At 63.3% G+C, this 24,314-nt stretch carries 22 protein-coding genes, 2 pseudogenes and 1 riboswitch; of the genes and pseudogenes, 7 read left to right on the top strand and 17 right to left on the bottom strand.

Going from position 1 to position 24,314, the window contains the following annotated elements; all coding sequences use genetic code 11:
* Positions 1-26: 26 nt before the first annotated feature.
* A complete protein-coding gene (coxB, locus tag EN824_RS18230) occupies positions 27-1,043 on the bottom strand; it encodes a cytochrome c oxidase subunit II (protein ID WP_167531500.1) in 1,017 nt (338 codons plus the stop codon).
* A gap of 259 nt (positions 1,044-1,302) precedes the next feature.
* On the opposite strand from coxB, the gene EN824_RS18225 reads away from it, so the two are divergent.
* The 3 genes from EN824_RS18225 (at position 1,303) to EN824_RS18215 (ending at position 4,379) form a co-directional block, all read left to right on the top strand.
* A complete protein-coding gene (locus EN824_RS18225; protein ID WP_127281239.1) occupies positions 1,303-1,863 on the top strand; it encodes an invasion associated locus B family protein in 561 nt (186 codons plus the stop codon).
* Positions 1,864-2,035: 172 nt separating this feature from the next.
* On the top strand, positions 2,036-3,448 hold the full coding sequence (gene tldD, locus EN824_RS18220) for a metalloprotease TldD (RefSeq protein WP_135916283.1): 1,413 nt from the start codon (positions 2,036-2,038) through the stop codon (positions 3,446-3,448).
* A gap of 289 nt (positions 3,449-3,737) precedes the next feature.
* Positions 3,738-4,379: a transglutaminase-like cysteine peptidase gene (locus EN824_RS18215; RefSeq protein ID WP_189522193.1), complete on the top strand. Its 642-nt coding sequence runs from the start codon at positions 3,738-3,740 to the stop codon at positions 4,377-4,379.
* 142 nt (positions 4,380-4,521) lie between these two features.
* Here EN824_RS18215 and EN824_RS18210 read toward each other — a convergent pair whose 3' ends face one another.
* The 3 genes from EN824_RS18210 to EN824_RS18200 all read right to left on the bottom strand — a co-directional run bounded on the left by EN824_RS18210 (position 4,522) and on the right by EN824_RS18200 (position 9,153).
* Positions 4,522-6,999 carry a caspase domain-containing protein gene (locus EN824_RS18210; RefSeq protein WP_135932596.1) on the bottom strand — a complete coding sequence of 826 codons (2,478 nt, stop codon included), beginning with the start codon at positions 6,997-6,999 and terminating at the stop codon, positions 4,522-4,524.
* A gap of 157 nt (positions 7,000-7,156) precedes the next feature.
* Positions 7,157-8,392: a class I SAM-dependent RNA methyltransferase gene (locus EN824_RS18205; RefSeq protein ID WP_127279342.1), complete on the bottom strand. Its 1,236-nt coding sequence runs from the start codon at positions 8,390-8,392 to the stop codon at positions 7,157-7,159.
* Positions 8,389-9,153 carry a TlyA family RNA methyltransferase gene (locus tag EN824_RS18200; RefSeq protein ID WP_127873114.1) on the bottom strand — a complete coding sequence of 255 codons (765 nt, stop codon included), beginning with the start codon at positions 9,151-9,153 and terminating at the stop codon, positions 8,389-8,391. The genes EN824_RS18205 and EN824_RS18200 overlap by 4 nt, the downstream gene beginning before the upstream one ends.
* A 172-nt stretch (positions 9,154-9,325) precedes the next feature.
* Here EN824_RS18200 and EN824_RS18195 point away from each other — a divergent pair, with 172 nt between their 5' ends.
* Entirely contained in the window at positions 9,326-9,727 is a 402-nt protein-coding gene (locus tag EN824_RS18195) for a GFA family protein (RefSeq protein ID WP_127873113.1), read from the top strand.
* On the opposite strand, the gene EN824_RS18190 is transcribed toward EN824_RS18195, so the two are convergent.
* The 6 genes from EN824_RS18190 to EN824_RS18165 form a co-directional block, all read right to left on the bottom strand.
* Positions 9,724-10,017, bottom strand: coding sequence for a hypothetical protein (locus EN824_RS18190; protein WP_127873112.1), 294 nt, complete (start codon positions 10,015-10,017; stop codon positions 9,724-9,726). The genes EN824_RS18195 and EN824_RS18190 overlap by 4 nt on opposite strands.
* Before the next feature lie 148 nt (positions 10,018-10,165).
* Positions 10,166-12,103: a 1-deoxy-D-xylulose-5-phosphate synthase gene (gene dxs / locus EN824_RS18185; RefSeq protein WP_189522192.1), complete on the bottom strand. Its 1,938-nt coding sequence runs from the start codon at positions 12,101-12,103 to the stop codon at positions 10,166-10,168.
* 72 nt (positions 12,104-12,175) lie between these two features.
* On the bottom strand, positions 12,176-13,096 hold the full coding sequence (locus EN824_RS18180; RefSeq protein WP_127280684.1) for a pirin family protein: 921 nt from the start codon (positions 13,094-13,096) through the stop codon (positions 12,176-12,178).
* Between the two features lie 40 nt (positions 13,097-13,136).
* Positions 13,137-13,403 (bottom strand): DUF2277 domain-containing protein, encoded by a 267-nt coding sequence (locus tag EN824_RS18175; protein ID WP_027035955.1) that lies wholly within the window; start codon positions 13,401-13,403, stop codon positions 13,137-13,139.
* Between the two features lie 93 nt (positions 13,404-13,496).
* Positions 13,497-13,748, bottom strand: coding sequence for an exodeoxyribonuclease VII small subunit (locus tag EN824_RS18170; protein ID WP_127280686.1), 252 nt, complete (start codon positions 13,746-13,748; stop codon positions 13,497-13,499).
* Between the two features lie 3 nt (positions 13,749-13,751).
* A complete protein-coding gene (locus EN824_RS18165) occupies positions 13,752-14,678 on the bottom strand; it encodes a histone deacetylase family protein (protein WP_127873110.1) in 927 nt (308 codons plus the stop codon).
* A 178-nt stretch (positions 14,679-14,856) separates the two neighbouring features.
* Positions 14,857-15,039, top strand: a riboswitch (cobalamin riboswitch).
* A 99-nt stretch (positions 15,040-15,138) separates the two neighbouring features.
* Between EN824_RS18165 and bluB the strand changes: the two are divergent.
* Positions 15,139-15,717 (top strand): annotated as a pseudogene (bluB, locus tag EN824_RS35980) (5,6-dimethylbenzimidazole synthase); the annotation flags it as partial.
* Between the two features lie 167 nt (positions 15,718-15,884).
* Here the strand turns inward: bluB and EN824_RS18155 are convergent.
* Positions 15,885-16,867, bottom strand: a pseudogene (locus tag EN824_RS18155) (hypothetical protein).
* 87 nt (positions 16,868-16,954) lie between these two features.
* Positions 16,955-17,563 (bottom strand): TetR/AcrR family transcriptional regulator, encoded by a 609-nt coding sequence (locus EN824_RS18150; RefSeq protein ID WP_135929838.1) that lies wholly within the window; start codon positions 17,561-17,563, stop codon positions 16,955-16,957.
* 119 nt (positions 17,564-17,682) lie between these two features.
* On the opposite strand from EN824_RS18150, the gene EN824_RS18145 reads away from it, so the two are divergent.
* Positions 17,683-18,903: an MFS transporter gene (locus EN824_RS18145; protein WP_135929837.1), complete on the top strand. Its 1,221-nt coding sequence runs from the start codon at positions 17,683-17,685 to the stop codon at positions 18,901-18,903.
* A 19-nt stretch (positions 18,904-18,922) separates the two neighbouring features.
* On the opposite strand, the gene ribB is transcribed toward EN824_RS18145, so the two are convergent.
* Positions 18,923-20,023: a 3,4-dihydroxy-2-butanone-4-phosphate synthase gene (gene ribB / locus EN824_RS18140; protein WP_135932595.1), complete on the bottom strand. Its 1,101-nt coding sequence runs from the start codon at positions 20,021-20,023 to the stop codon at positions 18,923-18,925.
* 83 nt (positions 20,024-20,106) lie between these two features.
* Positions 20,107-21,222 (bottom strand): chorismate synthase, encoded by a 1,116-nt coding sequence (gene aroC / locus EN824_RS18135; RefSeq protein WP_135932594.1) that lies wholly within the window; start codon positions 21,220-21,222, stop codon positions 20,107-20,109.
* Positions 21,223-21,407: 185 nt separating this feature from the next.
* On the opposite strand from aroC, the gene EN824_RS18130 reads away from it, so the two are divergent.
* Positions 21,408-21,671 (top strand): DUF1344 domain-containing protein, encoded by a 264-nt coding sequence (locus EN824_RS18130; protein ID WP_135881533.1) that lies wholly within the window; start codon positions 21,408-21,410, stop codon positions 21,669-21,671.
* A 108-nt stretch (positions 21,672-21,779) separates the two neighbouring features.
* On the opposite strand, the gene EN824_RS18125 is transcribed toward EN824_RS18130, so the two are convergent.
* From EN824_RS18125 to EN824_RS18115, 3 genes are all read right to left on the bottom strand, one after another.
* Complete coding sequence (locus tag EN824_RS18125; RefSeq protein WP_135932593.1) at positions 21,780-22,367, bottom strand: histidine phosphatase family protein; 588 nt, start codon at positions 22,365-22,367, stop codon at positions 21,780-21,782.
* Between the two features lie 52 nt (positions 22,368-22,419).
* Positions 22,420-23,238: an enoyl-ACP reductase FabI gene (gene fabI, locus EN824_RS18120; RefSeq protein WP_015318818.1), complete on the bottom strand. Its 819-nt coding sequence runs from the start codon at positions 23,236-23,238 to the stop codon at positions 22,420-22,422.
* A gap of 105 nt (positions 23,239-23,343) precedes the next feature.
* Positions 23,344-24,276 (bottom strand): J domain-containing protein, encoded by a 933-nt coding sequence (locus EN824_RS18115; protein ID WP_135881535.1) that lies wholly within the window; start codon positions 24,274-24,276, stop codon positions 23,344-23,346.
* Between the last annotated feature and the right edge of the window lie 38 nt (positions 24,277-24,314).

The raw sequence follows: 24,314 nt of genomic DNA, 5'->3' as shown, positions 1-24,314 counted from the left end.
TCCCTAAATCTTGCTAAACCGCGGCATCAATTGCCGGCGGCCGCTACCTTGTTCTGGCCATCGACCTCGGCCATGAGCGTCTTGTTGGCGCCCGGCAGATCGGTCTTGGCTGCCGCCAGCCACGTCTTGAACTGCGCATCCGAGACGACACGGATGGCGATCGGCATGAAGGCATGGTCCTTGCCGCAGAGCTGCGAGCACTGGCCATAGTAGAGACCTTCCTTTTCCGCCTTGAACCAGGTCTCGTTGGTACGGCCTGGAATGGCGTCGATCTTGATGCCGAAGGACGGCATGGCGAAGGAGTGGATCACGTCGGTCGCGGTGACGAGCACGCGGGTCATGGTGTTGACCGGCACCACCAGTTCGTTGTCGACGGCGAGCAGGCGCGGATAGACCTTGCGGTCTTCCTTGCCGGCCTTGGCGCGGTCGCCGTCCTGGAGGATCGCGGAGTTGAAGGCGAGCGTGTTGTCGGTCTGGTATTCGTAGTCCCAGTTCCACTGGTTGCCGGTCGCCTTGACTGTCAGCTTGGCCTCTTCCGGCGGCGTATATTGCGCGGTCAAGAGCTGGAACGAGGGAATGGCCAGGCAAAGCAGGATGACGACCGGACCGACGGTCCAGATCACCTCGATCAGCGTGTTGTGGCTGGTCTTGGAGGGAACCGGGTTGGCGCTCGCGCGAAACCTCACGATGCAGTAGGCGAGGAGAAGGAGCACCAGGATGGTGATCGGAACGATGAACCACATCGTGTAGTTTCCGAACCACTCGATCTGCCGCATCATGTCGGTCGCCGGCGCCTGGAAGGTGGTCTCCCACTCCACGGGCTGGTCGGCTTGGGCGGATGTGCCGGCAAAAATCGTGGCGGCGGCACAAGCACTCAGAAACTTGGCACTTGCTAGAAACCTGGCGCCAGCTAGGAAATTTCTCATCGCCCTCTTCGTCTCCCAGTTCCTCGCGGCTGCGCCAACGAGAATAACGAACAATGCCGGGACGGGAATCCCGACAGTCTCAAGGTGGTTCAAACCATACTCTTTTTCCCTCCGCAAGAAAGGAGCGGTCGAAACCGTGCGGCATTTTTGCGCGCAAGCTGACATGGCTCTTCGAAGGCAATGGCGATGGTGGCGAATCGCGTATGTTCGGCGGGCTGTCCGCCCTACGCTGGCGGAGCCCGCAGAGCGTCGTAATTCAGGCGAATTTGACAGGGAAAAGCGCTGTATTGCCTGTTTCGGGACAGTCCGGCCGCGGTCTCGTCCTTTACTTGGCATTGGCGCAGCTTAAAGTGCCGTGATTCGCAATGGAGCCGTCATGAACTCTTGGCTTTCGAGACTGAGGCATACGCGACTGAGACTTTCGAGAACCCTGGCAAACGCCATGTTTCTCGCCGTCCTGTCGGCGGCCGGTCTGTTCGTCGCCGGGCAGGCCAATGCGGCCCAGCCGAGCGGCACGGTCAAGTCGACGCATGGCGCATGGTCGATCATCTGCGACACGCCGGCCGGCGCGACCTCGGAACAATGCGTGATGATGCAGAACGTCGTCGCCGAGGACCGTCCGGAGATGGGGCTTTCGGTCGTCGTGCTGCGCACCGCCGACAACAAGGCCGAGATCCTGCGCGTGCTGGCGCCGCTCGGCGTGCTGTTGCCGAACGGCCTCGGTCTCAACGTCGACGGCAAGGACATCGGCCGCGCCTATTTCGTGCGCTGCTTCCAGGACGGGTGTTATGCCGAGGTCATTCTCGAAAAGCCCCTGCTCGACACGCTGAAGACCGGCACGTCGGCAACGTTCATCGTCTTCCAGACGCCTGAGGAAGGCATCGGCATCCCGGTCGACCTCAAGGGTTTCGCCGAGGGTTTCGCCGCCCTGCCCTGATCGCGGCCTCGCGCTGAACCAGACCTGGACGCGGCTTTTGCCGACCCCGGATGCATGCCTTGCCATCGAGCGGACGATGTCATTCGTCGGCGCTGATCTTCATTGCCGATTGTGCGGGCGCGGCTTCACGCCTACATCGGGGGAAAGCAATCATCCCACGGACGGACGCGCCATGAACAGCCTGATCGGCCAATTCGACATTTCAGACGACCGCATCAAGCAGATCGTCGCCGACACCATCAAGGGCGCCGACGACGGCGAGCTTTTCCTCGAATACAGCGAGAGCGAGGCGCTGATGTTCGACAACGGCCGGCTAAAGACCGCCAATTTCAACACCGACCAGGGCTTTGGCCTGCGTGCGGTCGCCGGCGAAGCCAGCGGCTACGCTCATTCCAGCGACCTGTCCGAGGCGTCGCTGCTGCGCGCGGCCAATGCCGTGTCGACCGTCAAGGGTGGGTATTCCGGCACGCTTGCCGCGGCCCCCGCCCGCACCAACCGCCATCTCTACGGCGACGAGAACCCGATCCCCTCGCCTTCCTTCGAGGCCAAGGGGAAGCTGCTGCAGGAAATCGACGCCTGGCTGCGCGCCGAGGATCCACGCGTGCGCCAGGTGACGGCCTCGATCGCCGCATCCTGGCAGCATATCGAGATCGTGCGCGCCGACGGCCAGGTGGTGCGCGATATCAGGCCGCTGGTCCGCGTCAACGTCTCGGTCGTCGTCGGCGATGGCGACCGCCAGGAGAGCGGCTCCTATGGCATGGGCGGGCGAAAGGCGTTCGGCGACTTCCTGGTCGAGGACAGCTGGAAGCACGCCGCCAGGGAGGCGCTCAGGCAGGCGCTGGTCAACCTCGAGGCGATCCCGGCCCCGGCGGGCACTTTCGACATCGTGCTGTCCAGCGGCTGGCCGGGCGTGATGCTGCACGAAGCCGTTGGGCACGGGCTGGAAGGCGATTTCAATCGCAAGAAGACCTCGGCCTTCGCCGGCCTGATGGGGCAGCAGGTGGCCGCCAAGGGCGTCACCGTCGTCGACGACGGCACCATCGCCGAGCGGCGCGGGTCGCTCACTGTCGACGATGAAGGCACGCCTTCGGCCCGCAACGTTTTGATCGAGGACGGCAAGCTGGTCGGCTACATGCAGGACCGGCAGAACGCGCGTCTGATGGGCATGAAAGCCACCGGCAATGGCCGGCGCGAAGGCTATGCGCACCAGCCGATGCCGCGCATGACCAACACCTACATGACCTCGGGCGACATGGAGCCGGACGAGATCATCGCCTCGGTCAAGAACGGCATCTATGCCGTGTCCTTCGGCGGCGGCCAGGTCGACATCACGTCGGGCAAATTCGTGTTCGGCTGCACCGAGGCTTACATGATCGAGAACGGCAAGGTGACGCAGCCGATCAAGGGCGCGATGCTGATCGGCAACGGACCTGACGCCATGCACCGCGTCTCGATGGTCGGCAACGACATGAAGCTCGACAATGGCATCGGCATGTGCGGCAAGGCCGGCCAGGGCGTGCCGGTCGGCGTCGGCCAGCCGCATCTGAGGATGAACCAGATGACGGTCGGCGGCACCCGGGTTTGAGGCTCGGCGCCGTTCGGAAGAGATCGACGAAGCGCTGACGCGTTTCGACCTGTTCGTGGCGATAGAACTTCGACGAACAGATCGAGCGGCCGGCGACACGGATGGTGCCTGCCTTCGTCGAGCGTATTCTCTCAGCGACAGGCTGATGCCGGCGTTCCCAACCTGAATCCCGGCCGCGACCTTGAAGCGAACACAATCCACATTAAGACATTATTAGGTCTTTGACTGCTTGGGCTGCCTTTTGCGCACGAACGCAGCACCAGTTCCTCGTTGCGGTGGTGGTTTGGCAATGCGGCCTGTCCTGACTTCGTCTTTCCTGCTTGGCTTCGTTTCGTTGATTGGCGCGACAGCACTGCAAGCCAGTCCGGCGGCAGCACAGTCGACGTGGTTCAAGGCGCGATCGACGCAATCTTCTGCCGCCGCCGTGGGTGGAAGCACCGGCGTCCCCTACGGTTGGATCGACTTCTGTCATCGCCGGCCAAAAGAGTGCAAGGTGCCCGCTCTGCCGGCCGCGAATGTCAAGCTGACAGCACGGAACCTCCGCATCCTCAAGCGGATAAATCAGAAGGCGAACAGCGCCATCAAACCCGTCAGCAATTTCGATCACTGGGGCACGATGGCGGACCATTGGGATTACCCGGTTGACGGCAAGGGCGATTGCAAGATCTACGCACTCTACAAACGCAAGCTCCTTCAGGAGGCTGGATTTCCCAGACAGGCGCTGCTGATGACGGTCGTGCGCGACCTCAGCAATGAAGGCCACACCATCCTGACGGTGAAAACCGACAAAGGCGATCTCGTCCTGGACAATATGGTCGACGAAATCAGGCCCTGGAACGCGACCGGCTACTACTTTCTGAAACGTCAGTCGCAGCAGAATCCGAATGTCTGGCAGTCAGTCAACCAGCGAGGCGGCACGCCGAAAACCTGACGGATGCCGCCAAGCGCGTAATCTGAGCGGCCGGAGCGATCGCCTTTGACGGGCTGATGCGCCACACCAGAGGCCCCCTGTCTGGCAACGAGCAAGGATGTTCGCCCCGCGAACGGAAAGGGCGACTCCCGGCCGCGGCAGCCTACTGGTTGCAGGCCGGTTCGCCCTGCTTTCCGCAAGACGGCTTTTTCTTGAGCTGCTGTGGCGGCTGCTCCTGCGGGAGACGCCGCTCTTGCATCTGCTGTCTCGGCTGCGCCCGGAATTCCGGCTTCGGCTCCGATCTCTGCGGCCGGAGCACCTGCTCGTTAGGCCTTTCCTGTCTCAACTGACGCTGCGCATTCTCGTTCGGCCTGATCTTGAGGTTGCGCTGGACGTTAACCTGCGGGCCGGCGGCCCCCTGTTCGCTGTTCTGCAGCCGGCGCAACGTCCTGCCCCTGTCGTTCCTGCTGGCGGAGCCCTGATTCTCGTCGGAGAACACCGCCGGATTGTTCCTGCTGAACCGTTTCTGCACGCCCGGTCCGTTGTCGGTTGGCTCACCGTTGACGGTCGGCAGTCTGCGGAGCTTCCTGCTCCTGTCGTTTCCGCTGGCCGGGCCTTGACCTTGGTTGGAGAACAGCTCCGGATTGTTCTTCCTGAGCCGCTCCTGCACGCCAGGCCGATTTTCGGCCGGAGCACCGTTGACGGTCGGCAGCTTGCGGAACTTCTTGCCGTTCTGCCGAGCTGTGCCCTGCTCTCCGGTAACAGCTGCACCGGCATTTCCAGTCGCCTCTTGGTTGCGGCCAACGATGCCTTGCTTGCCAAGCTGCTTCCTGGACTTGTTGCTGGGCAAATTCTCGTCGTTCAGCGCCGGCCTACCGTTGATGAGCGGCAGCTTTCTACCGTTGGCTCCTGGCAGGGCGTGATCGGTTTCAAGCTTACCGGTCGACAAGGTCTTCGACAGCGGAGTCGCTGCATCAGGTTGCTGGCCCTGTATCACACGTTGGCCAGGCTTCGGCGGCAAGCCGCCCTGTTGCTGATTGGACGGGGCCTGACCGGACATGGCCACTCTCTTTTTCCGCAGCGGCGGCAGCGCGACCCTGGCCGCCAGTGCAGCCGGGCCGGCCCCAACCGTGCCTCCGGCCGTCTTCTGGCCTGTCGTGAGGCCACCCTGAGCATTGTGATTGATGGTCTCGTTTTTGATCGTCGTGTTGATGTTGTTGATGACGGTCGTGTTGTGGATGTTGTTGAAGATGATGTCGTTCGGCGGCGGCACGATGTGACGCGGCGGATTGATAAACACAGGTATCGGCACGAATACCGGTGTCGGCAGGACGAAGACGTCAACCGGCGGCGGAGGCGCTTCCAACACGACGAATTCCGGCGGCGGCGGCGGCAGGAAGATCACCGCGATCGGCGGTGGCGGCTCGAAGTCGAAATCGGGATCGTCGAAATAGAGCACCGGCCTGTCGACGTAGACGATTTCCTCCTCCGGCGGCGGCGGCAAATCATAGTCATAGACGGTGAATTCCTCCGGCGGTTCCAGCGCAGCGTCGAAATGCTCGAGCCGCCAGCGCGCGTCCCAGGCATGCGGACCATGCCGATAGCGTCGCAGATAAGACCAATAGGCTTCCGGGGTGTCCTGCAGCCAGGTCTCACGCCACGTGATCGCCTCGCGCCGCGCGGCGATGATGGCGCGCACGCGCTTGGCCATCGGATCGTGTGGATAAGTGACGAGGAAATCCTCGTAGCCGCGCATCGTGTCGCGATCGAGAGCCGCGACATAGGCGTCATGAGCATTGAAATCGCGGATCGCCCTGGTTCGATTGGACCGGGAGTCGGCCTCCGAGACCTTGGGCGCGGGCGCGTCCGCAGCGCGGTCGAAGAAGACGAAAGGCGTGACGATTTTCGAGGCGTTCCACGGCACTTCCGCACCTTGCGTCACCTCGTTGACACGCAATCGTGTGCGGTCGAACACGTCGTCAAGCGACAATCCGCCTTGGCGTATCATCTCGGCCAGCGCCTGGGCATAGGCACCGTAGGGGCCTTTGCCTTCGGGCGCGACCGTTCCGGGAGCGGCGTTGAAGGCAATCAGCATGTTCGGGTCGGGATCGACCAACGCAAGGCCGCCGGCCAGCGGCTCTTTCCACTTCGGGAAGGGATTTGGCCGCGCCGCGTCAAGCACGACGATGTTGACCTTCGTCGGCAATCCGGCCAGCGATTTGGTGACATCGGAGAGCCGCATCGCCTGAAGCGGCACGTCGGCTGGACTGGCAATCTGGGCATCGATCGGCAAGTAGTAATTCTCGCCTTCGAACTGCACGCCGTGGCCGGCGAGATAGACGAAGACAATCGCGTCGGGACCGGCGGCGGAGACCTTGCCGAGGAAATCGCGCAATGCGCCGCGCAGCGATTCCTGATCGACATCGCGCGCCCCGACCACATCGAACCCGGCCGCCTGCAAGGTCTGCGCGATCAGGCCCGCATCATTGGCGGCGGTCGCGAGCTCGCCGGCCTGATACGCGCCATTGCCGATGACGAACGCCAAGCGCTTTTCACCTTGCGCGAGGGCTCCGGTCGAGGAGCTGACCGCGAAAAAGATAAGAACGATGATGAGGCCGGTGAATTTCTGAAGGGTCTGCATGTCCGTTATCGCCATCGGTTCATATTAGTAACGGCGAATGGGCCGAAATGTTTCCCAAAGATGCGAAATTAGGAACCCGCACAAAGGCGGCTTTAGGGCACAATTTGGTCGAAAGAACAGAGGCTTCAGAAATTTCCTGCGAACCGGCGGTCGTGAACTACCGCCGCCTCTTCGGCCTTTCCAGCAAGGCGACCGCTTCGACGTGAGGAGACCACAGGAACTGGTCGATGGGCGTCACGCTTTTCAAGCTGTAGCCGCCATCGATGAGGATGCGCAGGTCGCGAGCCAGCGTCACCGGATTGCAGGACACCGCGGCAACGAACGGGACATCCGAGCGGGCGATCTGCTTCGACTGATCCTCGGCGCCGGCGCGCGGCGGATCGAAGACAAGGCCGTCGAAGGCGTTCAACTCCTTGAACGTCAGTGGCCGGCGAAACAGGTCGCGGCGTTCGCCCGTCACCCGCTTGATGCCGGTCGCGAAGCGGGAACCCCGGTCGAGCGCCGAGAGTGCGGCCGCATCGCCTTCGACCGCGTGCACCTCCGACTTCGCGGCCAGCCGCAAGGCGAAGCTGCCGCAACCGGCAAAAAGGTCGGCGACCTTTTTCGCACGCTTCAGATGTCCGCCGACGATCTCGGCCATTGTCTGTTCGGCTGCCTCGGTCGCCTGCAGGAAGGCGCCCGGCGGCACGGCGACCGCGACGCTGCCGAACATGACGACAGGCTTCCTCGGCTCGATGACGATCTCGTCGTCGATGGACAATCTGGCAAAGCCCTGCGCAATGACAAAATTGGAAGCGATACGGCGCTGGTGTTCGCCGAGCTTGCCGGGGTCGTGCGCCGCGACGTCGAGGCCCGAAGCCGTCACGGTGACCGCCATCCGGAATGATTTGGTGGTGGCACATATCAATCCGGCCAGCGCCTTCAACGGGCCGAGCGCGGCGACGATCTCCGGCAGCGAGATCGGACATTCGGATATCGAGATGATTTCCGGCGACAGATGGCGATTGAAGCCGAGCAACATGCCTGTTTCAGTGCGCCGGGCGGCAAGCACGACACGGCGGCGCGATCGCGGCGCGCAGGCGACCAGTTCGCCAATCTCGCAATCGATGCCCTTCAATGCGTGCACCACCTTTTCGCGTTTCCACCCGCGATAGGCTTCGGTCTCGAAATGCTGGAGGGCACAACCGCCGCATTCGGTGAAATGGCGGCAGGCAGGGTCGACGCGCAGCGGCGAGGCCTCCAGCACCGCCATCAGCGTGGCGCGATCCCTTTCGCGCGCGGCGGTGACGGTCTCGCCCGGCAGCGTGAAGGGAATGAACAGATCGCCGCTTTCGGTTTCGGCGATGCCGTCGCCCTGCGATCCGAGCTTTCGTATTGTGAAGCGTGCGCTCATCGGTCCTTGATCCCACCGAGCAGGAATTCGCGATTGCCGTCGCCACCTTCGATCGGCGACAGATGCAGGCCGAGCGAGCGCCAGCCGGGAACGGCATCCAGCCAATCCTGCAGCAGGCCCGCGACACGGGCGGCATCGAAGGGGTCCTTCAACAGACCGCCCTTGCCGATCGCCTCGCGACCCGCCTCGAATTGCGGTTTGACCAGAAAGACCGCGCCGGCGCCGGGCCTCGCAAGAGCAAGCGCCGGCGGCAGCGCAAGTTTCAGCGAGATGAAACTGACGTCGGAAACGATGAAATCCGGACTGTGGCCGGCAAGATCGGCGGCGGTGAGATCGCGTGCGTTCAGGCCTTCGATCACGGTTACGCGCGGATCACCGCCGACATCAGGATGCATCTGGCCGTGGCCGACATCGATGGCCGTGACATGGGACGCGCCGCGTTCGAGCAATACCTGGGTGAAACCGCCTGTCGAGGCGCCGATGTCGAGGGCCTCGCGGCCGGCGGGGTCGAGGCCGAAATGGTCTAGCCCGCCGATCAGTTTGAGCGCCGCGCGCGAAACATAGCCTTGCGCCGGATCGTCGATGACAACGAGGCATTGCGGCGAAACGTTCTGGCCGGGCTTGCGGGCAATTGCGCCGTCAACCGTCACCGTGCCACGCTCGACCGCGTCACGGGCGCGCGAACGGCTGGCAAACAGCCCACGCTGGACGAGCAGGTCGTCGAGCCGCTGGCGTGTGCTGGCTGGCAGAGGCGAATTCATCGGCCTTCTCTGGCGAAAGCCCGCGATGAAGGCAAGGACATTACACGGAACAGGGTGACGTCGTGCGTGAACGGCTGGAGCAGCGGGCCAAGCCGCGGCTTGCGCGCATCGCGTCGGGTCCGGCAAAATGGCCGTCGGGGACAGCCTCCATCGGGGAATCCGGGGAGAACGAATGCTGACGGGAACCTGCCACTGCGGCGCGACCCACTGGACCCTGGAGGGCGATCCCGGCCCGGTGACCGCCTGCAACTGCACGCTTTGCCGCCGCTATGGCGCGCTCTGGGCCTATGATTATGTCGACGAGCGCATTCGCGTTTCGGGGCCGACGGCCAGCTATAGGCGCGCCGGAAAGGACACGCCGTCGCTCGAAGTCCTGTTCTGCCCGACCTGCGCCTGTGTGCTGGCCTGGCGCGGCTTGCGCGCCAGCGATTCTGGCCGAATACGCATCGCCGTCAATGTGCGGCTGGCGCCACCCGAAGCCGTTGCCGACCTGCCGATCGACCATTTCGATGGCCTCGACTCTTTCGACGATTTGCCACGCGATGGTCGCTGCGTGCGCGATATGTGGTTTTAGAAGATGGTTCGCGGAACCTGGCGCTCGATAGCCGGAGACAGACCATCGTTCCGGTTGCCCGACGCCTGTTCACGTGGATGCTCGGTCGTAACAGCGGGCTGAGGTGCGGCGTTGGGCACGACCACAAGCTGCGGCATCTGCTTGTAGGAAAAGCCGCCGCGGATACCGCCCATCTTGCCGGCGACAATCCCTGTCGCCGCCTTTTCAAGATTGCGGTCGTAGGGCGTCTCGGCGGCAGCCGGTACCACTATCACGGCCAAGAGGGCCGTGCCGCACAGAAGCGTCTTCATTTTCGTTGTCTCCCTGCCTGGCTGCTGTCTAGCAGGGCGCCGTTGAAAAACGGCCAAGGGACACGGTAAGCGAAAGGCCAAACGGCAGCGTTAACAATGCGTTATGAAATCAAGCCGGCAAACTGAGTCAGACTGTTCAGATTTTGATTCAGGCGCGCTGGGCGCGGACCGTGTGGCCGAGGGCGGTGAAAACGGTGCGCACGATCCCGGCGGCGTCGAGTCCGGCGTCGGCATACATCTTTTCCGGCTTGGCGTGATCGGCGAACACGTCGGGCAGAACCAGCGGGCGTACCTTCAGGCCGCTCTCCAGCAATCCTTCTTGGGCAAGGAGCTGCAGCACATGGCTGGCGAAGCCGCCGATGGCGCCCTCCTCCACGGTGACCAGAACCTCGTGCGAGCGAGCCAGCCTCCGGATCAGATCCTGGTCGAGCGGCTTGGCGAAGCGGGCATCGGCAACCGTGGTGGAAAGCCCGGCCGCGCCGAGTTCCTCGGCGGCGGCAAGGCAATCCTGCAGCCTTGTGCCGAAGGACAGCAGGGCGACCTTGCTGCCTTCCCGGACGATGCGGCCTTTGCCGATGTCGAGAACCGAGCCGCGCTCCGGCATGTCGACGCCGACGCCGTTACCGCGCGGATAGCGGAAGGCTATCGGCCCGTCGTCATAGCCGGCGGCGGTGCGCACCATGTGGCGCAGTTCCGCCTCGTCGGCCGCCGCCATCACCACAAAGCCCGGCAGGCTTGCCAGGAAGGTGGTGTCGAACGCTCCACAATGGGTGGCGCCGTCGGCGCCGACGAAGCCGGCGCGATCGATGGGGAAACGCACGGGCAGTTTCTGGATCGCGACGTCATGGACGACCTGATCGTAGGCGCGCTGCAGGAAGGTCGAATAGATCGCCGCGAACGGCTTGTAGCCTTCCGATGCCAGGCCGGCGGCAAAGGTCACCGCATGCTGCTCGGCGATGCCGACATCGAAGGTCCTTGACGGGAACACCTCGCCGAACAGGTCAAGGCCGGTGCCGCTCGGCATGGCGGCAGTGACGGCAACGATGCGGTCGTCCTCGCGGCCCTCCTGGATCAGGCTTTCGGCGAACACCTTGGTGTAGGCCGGCGCGTTGGCCGGCGCCTTGGCCTGCGCGCCGGTGATGACGTCGAATTTGTTGACGCCGTGATACTTGTCCGCGGCGGCTTCCGCCGGCGCATAGCCCTTGCCCTTCTGGGTGACGACATGGATCAGCACCGGGCCCTTGCCGTTGTCGCGGACATTTTTCAGGACCGGAATCAGATGTTCCAGATTGTGACCGTCGATAGGGCCGATGTGATAGAAGCCGAGTTCCTCAAACAAAGTGCCGCCGGTGACGTAGCCGCGCGCATGCTCGACCGCCCGCGTGATGGCGCGATCGGCCCGCTTGCCGAGATAGGAGGTCAGCTTCTTGCCGAAGTCGCGCAGGCCGACATAGGTCTTGCCGGAAGCCAGTCGCGCCAGATAGGCGCTCATGGCGCCGGTCGGCGGCGCGATCGACATGTCGTTGTCGTTGAGGATGACGATGAGCCGGGCATCGAGCGCGCCGGCATTGTTCATCGCCTCATAAGCCATGCCGGCCGACATTGCGCCGTCGCCGATGACGGAAATGACATTGTTGCGGCCGCCTGAGAGGTCGCGGGCGGCGGCCATGCCCAAGCCGGCCGATATCGACGTCGAGGAATGGGCGGCGCCGAACGGGTCGTATTCGCTCTCGGCCCGGCGGGTGAAGCCCGACAAGCCGCCTTCCTGGCGCAAGGTGCGGATGCGGTCCCGGCGTCCGGTCAGGATCTTGTGCGGATAGGCCTGGTGGCCGACATCCCAGATCAGCCGGTCATCGGGTGTGTTGAAAACATAGTGCAGCGCCACTGTCAGTTCGACCACGCCCAGGCCGGCGCCAAGATGGCCGCCGGTGCGGGACACGGCATCGACCAGTTCGGCGCGCAGCTCGGATGCCAATTGCGGCAATTCGCTCTCGGCCAGCGTGCGCAGGTCGGCCGGGATGCGAATCCTGTCGAGAAGCGGCGTATGCGGCGTTGCGTTCACGGTGGGCCCAGACTTTCTGTTCATCGGCGGGATAGGCCGCCGGCCGGCGAAAGTAAATGCGTGTCGGTGACGCGGACGGCCAGCCTCTCGATCCGCTCAGCCTTCCGGCAGCGGAATGAATTCCTTCTCATCGCCAGGAACGATATCGAAGCGGCCGGTCTTCCATTCCTGCTTGGCCTGCTCGATGCGCTCCTTGGACGAGGAGACGAAATTCCACCAGATGTAGCGCTTCGAACCGAGCGAGGCGCCGCCGAACAGCATGAAATGCGCCCCGGTCAGCGATGATATGACGATCTCGTCGCCGGGGCGGAACACCAGCAGCCGTTCCGCCGGAAAGACGTCGCCCGAAATCGAGACCTCGCCTTCCAGCGTATAGATGGCGCGCTCTTCCGCATCGGCCGGGATTTTGACACTGGCACCGGGCGCCAGCCGCAAATCAGCGTAGAGCGTTTCGGAGTCCGCCCGCACCGGAGACCGCAATCCCTGGAAATCACCGATGACGACGCGCCCGCTGACGCCGTCGGCATCGATCTCGGGAAGCCGAAGCGCCGCTGTGTTCTCGAACACCGGCGCAACCTCTTCCTTGCCATCGGGCAGTGCCAGCCAAGTCTGCAAGCCGGAGATGGACATCGGCGCGCCGCGCAATTCCTGTGGCGTGCGCTCGGAATGGACGATGCCACGGCCCGCGGTCATCAGGTTCACGTCGCCGGGCTGGATCACCATTTCGGTGCCGAGCGAATCGCGATGCCGGATCTTGCCGTCGAACAGATAGGTCACGGTCGACAGGCCGATATGCGGGTGCGGACGGACATCGAGCGCCTGGCCGGCGCGCAGGATGGCCGGGCCCATGCGGTCGAAGAAGATGAACGGCCCGACCAGCCGCCTCTTGGCGGTCGGCAACGCGCGGCGCACTTCGAAGCCGCCAATATCCTTGGCGTTGGGGATGACCATCAACTCGATCTGGTCGCTGGCGAAGGCATCGCCGGCCTCAGGGTCTTTCCCCGGGAAGAAGCTCATGAACTCTCCTGGTCAGCGCTCGGTGGCTGCCTCAGCCGCATCAGGCAAAGCGGATCGCGGCCTTTGCTCTTAGTTTGGCCGCCACCTCTTCGCGATTGCGCGGATGCTGGTGGGTTTCGAGGGAATCAAGCAATTCGCGTGCCGATGCCGCGATGGCTTCGACAGCATGATCGAACGCATGCTGGTTCTGTTTCGACGGCCGCGTCGTTCCACTCAGCTTGCGAACAAACTGGAGTGCCGCGTCGCGGACTTCGTCGTTGGTTGCCGGCGGATCAAAATTGAACAGGGTCTTGATGTTTCTGCACATCGTTTCCAAACCTCCTCTTGTCCGTTTCAATCGGGACGAACTGTATCCTCAATCATGATCGTGTCCAAAAATCGGTAAGACTGCGAGGGCGCCTTAGTCCGCGTCGAGCGGCTCGGTTCCAACCGGCTTGCCATCGCGCGACAGCCTGATCTTCTCGACCTTGTCCTCGGCTGCCTTCAGCAAGCGGTCGCAATGCGCCTTCAGCGCCTCGCCGCGCTCGTAGATCCGGATCGACTGGTCGAGCGGCACGTCGCCGCGCTCCAGATCATCGACGATCTTCTCCAGCGCGTCGAGTGCCTGTTCGAAGCTCATCGCCTTGACGTCTTCGTTGATCTCACCGCTCATCATTCATCCTTTCATCAGTCGCCCGACATGGGCGGCGACCGAAAATGCCAATCCTTGCAGATCGTAGCCACCCTCGAGCAGGCTGACGAGCCGGTTGCCGCCGTGGCGTGCGGCGCGCTGCATCAGTTGGCCGGTCGCCCAGTCGAAATCGTCCTCGGTCAGATTGATCTCGGCCAGCGGGTCGCGGTGGTGCGCGTCGAAGCCGGCCGAAATGATGATCAGGTCGGGGGCGAAATTGTCGAGCGATGGCAGCACGCGCGACAGGAAGGCATCGCGAAACACCTCGCTGCCGGTCTGTGGCGCCAGCGGCGCGTTGACGATGTTGCCGGCACCGGTCTCGTTCTTCGCCCCGGTGCCCGGGTACAACGGCATCTGGTGCGTCGAGCAATAGAGCACCGACGGATCGTCCCAGAAAATATCCTGCGTGCCGTTGCCGTGATGCACGTCCCAGTCGACGACGGCGACACGCTCGGCGCCGTGCCTCTTCTGCGCGTAGCGGGCAGCGATCGCGGCCGTGTTGAAGAAGCAGAAGCCCATTGCCGTGGTCTTTTCGGCATGGTGGCCAGGCGGACGGGCGGCGACGAAGACATTGTCGGCGCGGCCCGCAAAGACGTCGTCGACGGCGGCGTTGGCGGCGCCGATCGCCGTGATCGCGGCCTGCCAGCTCTTCGGGCTGGCGGTGGTGTCGGCGTCGATGTGGGCAATGCCTTCGTGGGGGATGGCGGCGCGGACACGCGCGACGAAATCGGCGGGATGCGCATAGAGGATCGTCGCCTCGTCGCCTTGCGGTGCCTCGACGCGGTCGAGCGCGGCAAAAGCTTCGTCGTCGAGCACGCGCTCGATGGCGCGCAGGCGGTCGGGCCGCTCGGGGTGACCCGGCGGGGTGATGTGTTCGAGAAAGATGGGGTGCGTGTAGAGACGGGTAGCCATCTCCCCTATCTAGTGCCCCGGCGCCGTAATGGCCATGCGCAGCGGCTTGATCGCTGGGGAAAATCACGCCTGCGTCCATTGGCGTCGCTGCGGGGATTGGCGGCGCTGGGGCTTCGGCGTAAGGTTGCCGCCACTGCCTGGTGCCTGCCGGTCTGTTTGTTTTAGCCGCATTCTGCGACGCCAAATGATTTCACTTGGCTGCAAATGCTCCGGCGGGAGAATCGGGAACACGGTTGAATTCCGTGGCGTGCCCAACGCTGTAAGGGGGACCGCGCCGGTAAATGCCACTGTCGATGACGGGAAGGCACCGGACGCGGGTTGATCCCGAGCCAGAAGACCGGCCTGGCAGGCATCGTCATCCGCATGGTCAGGCGGATGACATCAGAGCGATGTGGGTCCTCTTGGACGCGCAAAGTTCGCTCTGAGAATTTGAACTGCTGCAATCGCAAGGGGACAAGCGATGCCGGAAGCCATGACCGCTCCAATGGGCGATGGATTTGATCAGATAGCGCGTGACGCGGTTTATCGCGCCATGTTCACGCGGCGCGATGTCCGCAGCCATTTTACATCGGAGGCGATCGACGATGCAGTGCTGGCGCGGCTGCTGCTTGCCGCCCACCACGCGCCATCGGTCGGCTTCATGCAACCCTGGAATTTCATCGTCATCCGCGATGCCGCGCGACGGGCGAAGGTGCGCGACCTGTTCCTTGCCGCGCGCGAGCAAGAACTGCCGGCAATCGAGGCAGACCGGCAGGCGCTCTACCGCAACCTCAAGCTCGAAGGCATTTGCGAAAGCGCATTCAACATCTGTATCACCTGCGACCGCGAGCGCTCGAAAGGCTCGCCGCTGGGGCGCTGGCACAACCCGGAAATGGATCTCTACAGCACGGTCTGCGCGGTGCAGAATTTCTGGCTGGCCGCGCGCGCTGAAGGCATTGGCGTCGGCTGGGTCAGCATCATCGAGGCGCAAGCGCTGAACAGCCTGCTGTCTATCCCCGATCACGTGACGCCGATCGCCTATCTCTGCGTCGGTCGTGTCTCGGAGTTCGCGCCGAAACCGGACCTCGAAACGCATGGCTGGGGCCGACGCCTGCCGCTGCCCGACCTGATCATGAGCGAGACGTTTTGCGGCCAGGGTGAGGCACCGCTCAAATCGGCGGTGGCGCGCCTCGACACCGTCGCAGGTGCGCCCGCCAGCCCCGCCGATCAGCGCGTCGCGCCGGCCATGTCCCAGCGCGAGCCGCCGAAGGTGGAGAGCGCCTTGTCCTTGAGTTCCCGGAACTTCGACGAGGCTTCGGCCAGCCTGGCGTCCCAGGCGGCATCGGGCACCTGGCCCTCGATGGTCTTGAAATAGACCTGCATCAGGCAGGCAATGGCGAATGGCTCGATGAAGGCCGCCTTGAAAGCCCAGGCAAAGACGATGGCGAGCACGAAAGCCCAGCCGGCGAGTTGCCCGGGCATGACATAAAGAATGGCGGCTGCCGGAGCCAGCATCAGCAGGAAAATCACGAAAGACACGCCCCACATGATGACCGCCAGCCAGACGGCGTTCTTGACCATGGTCTTGCCGTTCTGGGCGTAGAGCACCACGCCTTGCCGCGCCGTCTCGAAGGGCGAGGACGAATTGATGCGGATATTGTAACCGAGAATGATCTCGTCGACATAGGTCAGCGACAGGCGGATCACCGTGTTGAGGAACGAGACCAGGCCGCTCAGGCCCGGAATGGGCAGGAAGGCCGCGATGCCGCCCAGCAGGCCGGTGATGGCGCGGATGGCGCCCTTGACCAACTGGTCGACGACGAAAAGGATGTTCGCCTCGCAAAGCGCTCGGTCACAACCTCTTTCGCGTAGGCGATCTGGTTCTGGCCGTCGGGAACGTCATGTCCGTCGATCAGATGCACCATGACGGCGATATGGCCTGCCTTGACGACGTAGAGGATGTATTCGCGCAGCCAATAGACAGCGATCGAGACGACGCCGAATCCGACCACGCCGCCCCAAAGGGCAAAGGACAACGGTCCGTCGGGATCGGTGGAGATATGGCCGACGCCATAGCCGACCGAGGCACCGGTGCCGGTGGCCATGATGTAGGCCAGTGTGATGCCGAAATAGACGATCATGCGAAAGACAATGAAAGGCCAGGTCCGCATCATGATGGACACCGACCTGCCGATATCGAAATCCCACATGCCCCGAATCCCCCAGAGGTGGCTGTGGAGGATGCGCCCAAACCGGCTATTGTCAATTGCGGGCGGTGGCGGAAGCGCCACGGCGGCTCAGTTTGGCCGTGCTTCCGGTTTCTCGAGCAGGCCTTCGAGCAATTGCTTGAACGCGGCCACAACCTTCCTCGACGTCGCTTCGGGATCGTTCGAGTTGGCGATCCGCTGTGCGGCCTGACTGCTCGCACCGTTGATCAACCGCGCCGCCGTTTCGGGATCGACGCCCGGCACCACCATCCCCTCCTGTTGCAGCGCCGTCAGATGATCGGTCATTGAACCGACGCAGGCATTGGCATTCGACCATTGCGCCGGATCGCCCAGCACGGCCGGGCCATCCCGGAACATGATGCGCTGGATTTCCGGCTCCAGCGCCATTTCGATGTAGGTCGTGCATTCGTCGACGAAATGCTGCCAGCGGGTCGGCGCCCTCGACGCGACCTCATTCACCCGGGCGGCCATTTCCGCGTCGATCTCGGCGATAACCGCCTGCAGCAGCCCCTTCTTGTCGCCGAAATGATGATAGAGGGCACCGCGTGTCAGCCCGGCCGACGCGGTGAAATCGTCCATCGACGCTTCGGCGTAGCCAATGGTGCCGAAAGCCTGGCGGGCCGCCGTGATCAGCTTGGCTCGCGTCTCGGCAATCATCTCCTTGCGGGGTTTGTGCATGGTTCTGGACCTATTCACATACGCCTCGTATGCCAATTGACATACGCTACGTATGAACTATCTGACATTCATACGCATCGTATGTAATTGTCGCTTCATCCTTTGTCGAGGAACCCGCCATGCAAAACCCCTATTCGGAAATCTTTCGCGCCCCCGGAGCCAAAGGCTTTGCGGCCGCCGGCTTCCTGGCGCGCCTGCCGATCGCCATGGCACCGATCGGCATCGTGGCGATGCTGTCTCAGACGCGTGGCGAATACTGGCTGGCCGGCGCGGTCTCGGCGACTTTTGCGCTGGGCAACGCTTTCGTGGCGCCGCAAATATCAAGGCTGGTGGACCGTCTGGGCCAGACACGCATCGTGGTCCCCACCACCATCATCACCGTGATCGCCTTCGCGGTTCTCATCGTGGCAGCCAATCAGGATTGGCCGGTCTGGACGCTGTTCGTCTCGGCACTGGCGGCCGCGGCCATGCCGAGCATGCCGGCAATGGTGCGCGCCCGCTGGACCGAGATTTTCAGAGGACGGCCGCAGATGAATACCGCCTTCGCCTTCGAATCGGCGGCGGACGAGCTGGTCTATATTGCCGGCGCCTCGCTGTCGGTGGGACTGAGTGCGGGCCTCTTTCCTGAAGCCGGCGTCCTGGTCAGCACCGTGCTGCTGGCCATCGGTTCAACGGCTTTCATCCTGCAGCGCTCGACCGAACCGCAGGTGCGGCCGGTGGACCGTGCCACGAGCGGCTCGGCAATAAGGCTGCGGCCGGTGCAGATCATCACCCTTGCCTTGATTTTCATCGGCGCGACCTTCGCGACGACGGAAGTGAGCACGGTGGCCATCACTGGGGAATTCGGCCAGCCGGGCGCCGCCAGCCTTGTCATCGGCGTCTATGCGCTGGGATCGTTCGTGCTCGGCATCATCGTCGGCGCCCTCAACCTGCAAGCACCGCTGCAACGCCAGTTGGCAATCGCGGTCGCCCTTGTCGCGCTTGGCACGCTTTTGCCGCTCACCGCCGGTACGGTGCCGCTGCTGGCGCTGACCGTGTTCATCAGCGGCGTGGCGATCTCGCCGACCTTCATCACCGCCTTCGGCCTGATCGAACGGCATGTGCCGGAAGCGATGCTGACCGAAGGCATCACCTGGGTGATGACCGGCATCGGCATCGGTATGGCGCTCGGTTCCTTCGCCGCCGGCGCGGTGGTGGATGCGTTCGGCGCCCAGAACGGGTTCTGGGTTTCGGTTGCATCAGGCGTTATCGCATTGGTTACGGTGCTGCTCGGCCAGCGCAGCCTCGCCACCCACGAATGCGAGTTGGAAGGATGCGAGGCGGCAATCCCTGCCGAATGACCGCCAGGGTTTGTTGAGCTCAGATAATCTCGGTTTTGGCGATATGAATGCCAAAGCCTTCGAGGCCGACATAGTGGCGCTCGCGTGAGGCGATCAGGTTGATCGAGGAAATGCCGAGATCCTTCAGGATCTGGGCGCCAAGCCCGATCTCGCGCCATTCGCTCTCGCGCCGGCGCGCCTCTTCATGGTCCTCGCGGTCGCCCGACATCGGCCGATTGCGCTCCTGGTGGGCGACGCCGACCGAGCCCTCTCTGAGATAGACGATGACGCCGCGCTTGCGTTCGCCCATCGCCTTCATGATGGCGTCGAGCCGGTGGCTGGTGCCGAACACATCGGTCACCACGTCCTCCGAATGCAGCCGCACCGGCACGTCCTCCCCGTCGCGGATGTCGCCGAAGACGATGGCGACGTGATGCATCGTGTCCCAGGGCAGCGTGTAGGTGAAGACCTGCGCCTTGCCGCCCAGCGTTTCGATGTCGGAGCAGGCGACGCGCTCGACCAGCGTTTCCTTGCGTTGCCGGTAAGCGATCAGATCGGCGACCGAAACCTGCTTCAGGCCGTGTTCCTCCGCGAAAGCCTGTACCTGCGGGCCGCGCTTGACGGTGCCATCGTCGTTGACCAGTTCCGAGATGACGCCGATTGGCGGCAGGCCAGCGAGCTTGCACAGATCCACGGCCGCCTCGGTATGGCCCGAGCGCATCAAGACGCCGCCTTCACGCGCGATGAGCGGGAAGATGTGGCCGGGGCGGACGAAATCCGAAGCGCCGACGTTGCCGTTGGCAAGATTGCGCACGGTCAGCGTGCGGTCGTCGGCTGAAATGCCTGTCGTCGTGCCGTGCTTGAAGTCAACGCTGACGGTGAAGGCGGTGGTGTGGGCCGAATCATTGTCGGCGACCATCGGCGCGAGGTTCAGCCGCTTGGCTTCTTCGCGCGGCATCGGCGTGCAGACGATGCCCGACGTGTTGCGCACGATGAAGGCCATCTTCTCCGACGTGCAGTGGACGGCGGCGACGATCAGGTCGCCCTCGTTCTCACGCCCGTCATCGTCCATGACGACGACGATCTCGCCGCGTTCGAAAGCCCGGATGGCTTCGACGATCTTCTTCTGGTCGTAAGGCATGGAAATGCTCGCTTCGCTCGGAGGAAATAGGCAGTAGGGAAAGGAAACTTTGGCTCTTTCGGGCGGGCAGACTGGCCTAATGCCTAATCCCTACTGCCTATTCCCTTTCCTGTCTGTCCTCGGTGCCGCAGATAGTGGTCGGCGATGGCGCAGGCAACCATGGCCTCGCCGATCGGCACGGCTCGGATGCCGACGCAGGGGTCGTGGCGACCCTTGGTCATCACCTCCACGTCGTTGCCGTCCTTGTCGATGGATTTGCGCGGCGTCAGGATCGACGAGGTCGGCTTGACGGCAAAGCGCGCGACGATCGCCTGCCCGGTGGAGATGCCGCCGAGGATGCCGCCGGCATTGTTGGAGAGGAAGACCGGCTTGCCGTCATTGCCCATGCGCATCTCGTCCGCATTCTGTTCCCCAGTGATACGCGAGGCCTCGAAACCATTGCCGATCTCGACGCCCTTGACGGCGTTGATCGACATCAGGCCGGAGGCGATATCCTGGTCGAGCTTGGCGTAGATCGGCGCGCCGAGGCCGGCAGGCACACCGTCAGCGACGATCTCGATCACCGCGCCGACCGAGGAGCCGGCCTTGCGGATGCCGTCGAGATACTGCGTGAAGACAGGAACGGAAGCCGGATCAGGGGTGAAGAACGGGTTCTCCGCATCGCCGATGAAATTCCAGTTCCAGTTGCCGCGATCGATCGACTTTTCGCCCATCGACACCAGCGCGCCGCGCACCACCATGCCCGGCACCACCTTGCGGGCGAGCGCGCCGGCGGCGACCCTGGCCGCCGTCTCGCGCGCCGAGGAGCGGCCGCCGCCGCGATAGTCGCGTATGCCGTATTTGACGTCATAGGTGTAGTCGGCATGGCCCGGCCGGAACTGGCGGGCGATCTCGCCATAGTCCTTCGAGCGCTGGTCGACATTCTCGATCAGCATCGACACCGGCGTGCCGGTGGTGATCATCGTCGTGCCGTCCTCGTCGAGGACGAAGCCTGAGAGGATCTTCACCTCGTCCGGTTCGCGGCGCTGGGTGACGAAGCGCGACTGGCCCGGGCGGCGCTTGTCGAGCTCGGCCTGGATTTCATCGCGCGTGAAACGGATACCCGGCGGACAGCCATCGACCACGCAGCCGAGCGCCGCGCCATGGCTCTCGCCCCAGGTGGTGACGCGGAAAAGATGGCCAAACGTGTTGTGAGACATGGAAAAGCGCCCTGCCCGGCATCAAAACCGGCTGAAGCCAGCCTTCTATTGGCGTTTTCCACAGTGGTCAAACTGTCATCCCCGCCGTTTAAGTTTTGACACATTCGGCTGGTTTCTGCTTTCTTCCATTCGCCGTTGAGGACCCGCCGCCACCCAGGCCGGCGCAATGACCAAAGAGGACGATAATGCGTACCCTGATTGGCGCTGTTGCCGCCACGCTGTTGCTTTCCACCGCCGCCTTTGCCGGCCAGACCGAAGGCCTGATCAAGAAGGTCGACAAGGATGCGCTGACCCTGACGCTGGACGACGGCAAATCCTACAAGCTGAATGCCGAGACCGATCTCGACGCGCTGAAGCCGGGCATGGACATCGTCATCGCTTTCGATGTGACCGACGGCGAAAACGTCGTCACCGACATGCAGTTGCCGGGAGACGGCGACACGAACTAAAGCGCGTCGCGACGCGCTTTAATTCTTTGTTTTTATGCATGTCGTCTTCCCCAAAACCGAGGTCACTTTTGGGCGACATGCATTAGCAATAGGCCGTCATCAGGCGCCCTAAAGCCATTCCAGGCTCCGGCCTTCAAGTTTGAGCACGCGATCCTGCGGTATCTCCAGGTTCGCGGCTTCGTCCTCGGGCATATCAAGCACGAAGCGAAACAGGGTGCGCATGACGCCGCCATGCGTGACACAAATCGTCTCGCGGTCGATCTCGTCGAACCATGGCTTCACCCGCTCGAGCAGCATCTGGTAGCTCTCGGCACCTTCGCCCGGCGGCTGAAAATTCCATTTGTCGCGAGCACGCGTCATGCTTGCCCCGGGAGACCGCGTCTCGAGCTCGGCAAAAGTAAAACTCTGCCAATCGCCGAAATTGACTTCAATGAGCCTGATATCGGTTCGGTAGGCGAGCGGATCGAGCTTCATGGCGGCGCGGATGCGTTCCATCGTCTCGCGCGTGCGTCTCATCGGACTGGCGACGAAGTCGAATTCCTGGGGATCACCGACGAGTTCGGCCAGCCGATGGCCGTTTCCGGTCGCCTGTTCGCGGCCGAGAGCATTGAGATCGGTGTCGGCCTGGCCCTGAAGCCGGAACTCGGCGTTCCACGCGGTCTGGCCGTGGCGCACGATATAAACCAGCGGGTACATCAGCTCTTCCGGAGATCGGGCCAGGGCCTGGACGCAGGACAGGCGGAGAGAACTAGTCCTTGACCGTCGAAATATCCGGCGCGTCGACCGCCTTCATGCCGACGACGTGATAGCCGGAATCGACATGGTGCACCTCGCCGGTGACGCCACGCGACAGGTCGGACAGGAAATAGACGCCGGAATCGCCGACTTCTTCCTGCGTGACCGTCTGTTTCAGTGGCGAATTGTATTCGTTCCACTTCAGGATGTAGCGGAAATCGCCGATGCCGGAGGCGGCAAGCGTCTTGATCGGGCCGGCGGAAATCGCGTTGACGCGGATTTTCTTGGCGCCAAGATCAACGGCGAGGTAACGCACGCTGGCCTCGAGCGCCGCCTTGGCGACGCCCATGACGTTATAGTGCGGCATCACCTTCTCGGCGCCGTAATAGGTCAGCGTCAGCAGCGAACCGCCCTCGGTCATCAGCGCTTCGGCGCGCTTGGCGATGGTGGTGAAGGAATAGACCGAAATGTCCATGGTGCGCAGGAAATTGTCGCGCGTCGTCTCGACATAGCGGCCGGTCAGTTCGTCCTTGTCGGAAAAAGCGATGGCGTGGACGAGGAAGTCGAGCTTGCCCCAATGCTTGGCGACATTGGCGAAAACCTCGTCCAAACTCGCGGGATCGGTGACGTCGCAATGACCGGCGACAAAGGCGCCCAACTCCGCCGCCAGCGGCTCGACTCGTTTCTTGAAGGCTTCGCCCTGATAGGTCAGTGCGATCTCAGCGCCGTGATCGACGCAGGCCTTGGCAATGCCATAGGCGATCGACCTGTTGTTGGCGACGCCAAGAATAAGGCCGCGCTTGCCGGCCATTAGGCCCTGTCCACCCGCCATGTCAGCGCTCTCCGCAAGGTTTCTGCTTTGTGGAGTGCCTATCGCACAGGCACACAGCCCCTTCAAGCGTTCAAACCAGACAGTTCGGGGGACAAAAGCTCTCGATCAGCCCTTTTGGCCGCGCAACAGCGATTCGAGCGCGCTGTCGCCGCCTTCCGGCAGCATGATGCGCACATGGACATAGAGATCGCCATGGCCGCCGGCTTTCTCGGGCAGGCCCCTGCCCTTGAGCCGCAGGACCTTGTCCGAGCTCGACCAGGCGGGAACATTGACCGCCAGTCTGCCGGTCGGCGTCTCGACCGGCACCTTGGCGCCCAGCACCGCATCGGCCAACGTCACCGGCAGATCAGCATGGAGGTCGCGGCCCTCGATGCGGTAGCGCGGGTGGCGACGGATGTGAATCTTGACCAGCGCGTCGCCGGGCTGGCCCGGCCCCTGCTCACCCTGGCCCTTCAAACGGATGGTTTGGCCATCCTCGACATAGGCCGGCAGCTTGACCGCGACCTTGCGGCCGTCCGGAAACACCGCCGTCACCTTTTCGGCGTTCGCGGCTTCCTCGATGGTAATGTCGAGCGTGACGTTCAAATCGGCCGATGTCGCCGGCTGGCGGCGGTCGCCAGCGCTTGGCCCGCGCGCGCCAGAAAAGGCATCGCCGAAAATCTGGCTGAAGATGTCGCTGTTGCCGTCGAACGGATCGCCACCCGGACGGCCCGAGCGGAACTCGAATCGCGAGCCGCCGGCGCCCTGTTGCTGGCGGCGAAACCCGGCAAAGGGGTCGCCGCCACCGGCCGCGCCTTCAAAACCCTGGAAACGCGGCTTGCCATCGGCGTCGATCTCGCCACGATCGAAAGCGGCGCGGTTCTTCTCGTCGCCGATGACCTCGTAGGCCTGATTGGCCGCGGCAAAACGGTCCTTCGCCTTGGGATCATTCGGATTTTGGTCCGGATGATGCTTCTTGGCGAGTTTCCGATACGCCGATTTTATGTCCTTGGCCGATGCGTTCTTTGCAACGCCCAGGACCTCATAGGGGTCGCGCATGCTTCCTGCCCTGGAAAAGGAGTTGAGTCCATACTTGC

The sequence above is a fragment of the Mesorhizobium sp. M8A.F.Ca.ET.181.01.1.1 genome, assembly GCF_004792025.1.
GTDB lineage: Bacteria > Pseudomonadota > Alphaproteobacteria > Rhizobiales > Rhizobiaceae > Mesorhizobium.
Note: the sequence above shows the minus strand (reverse complement) of the source record. Positions and strands in the feature narration are given on the sequence as shown.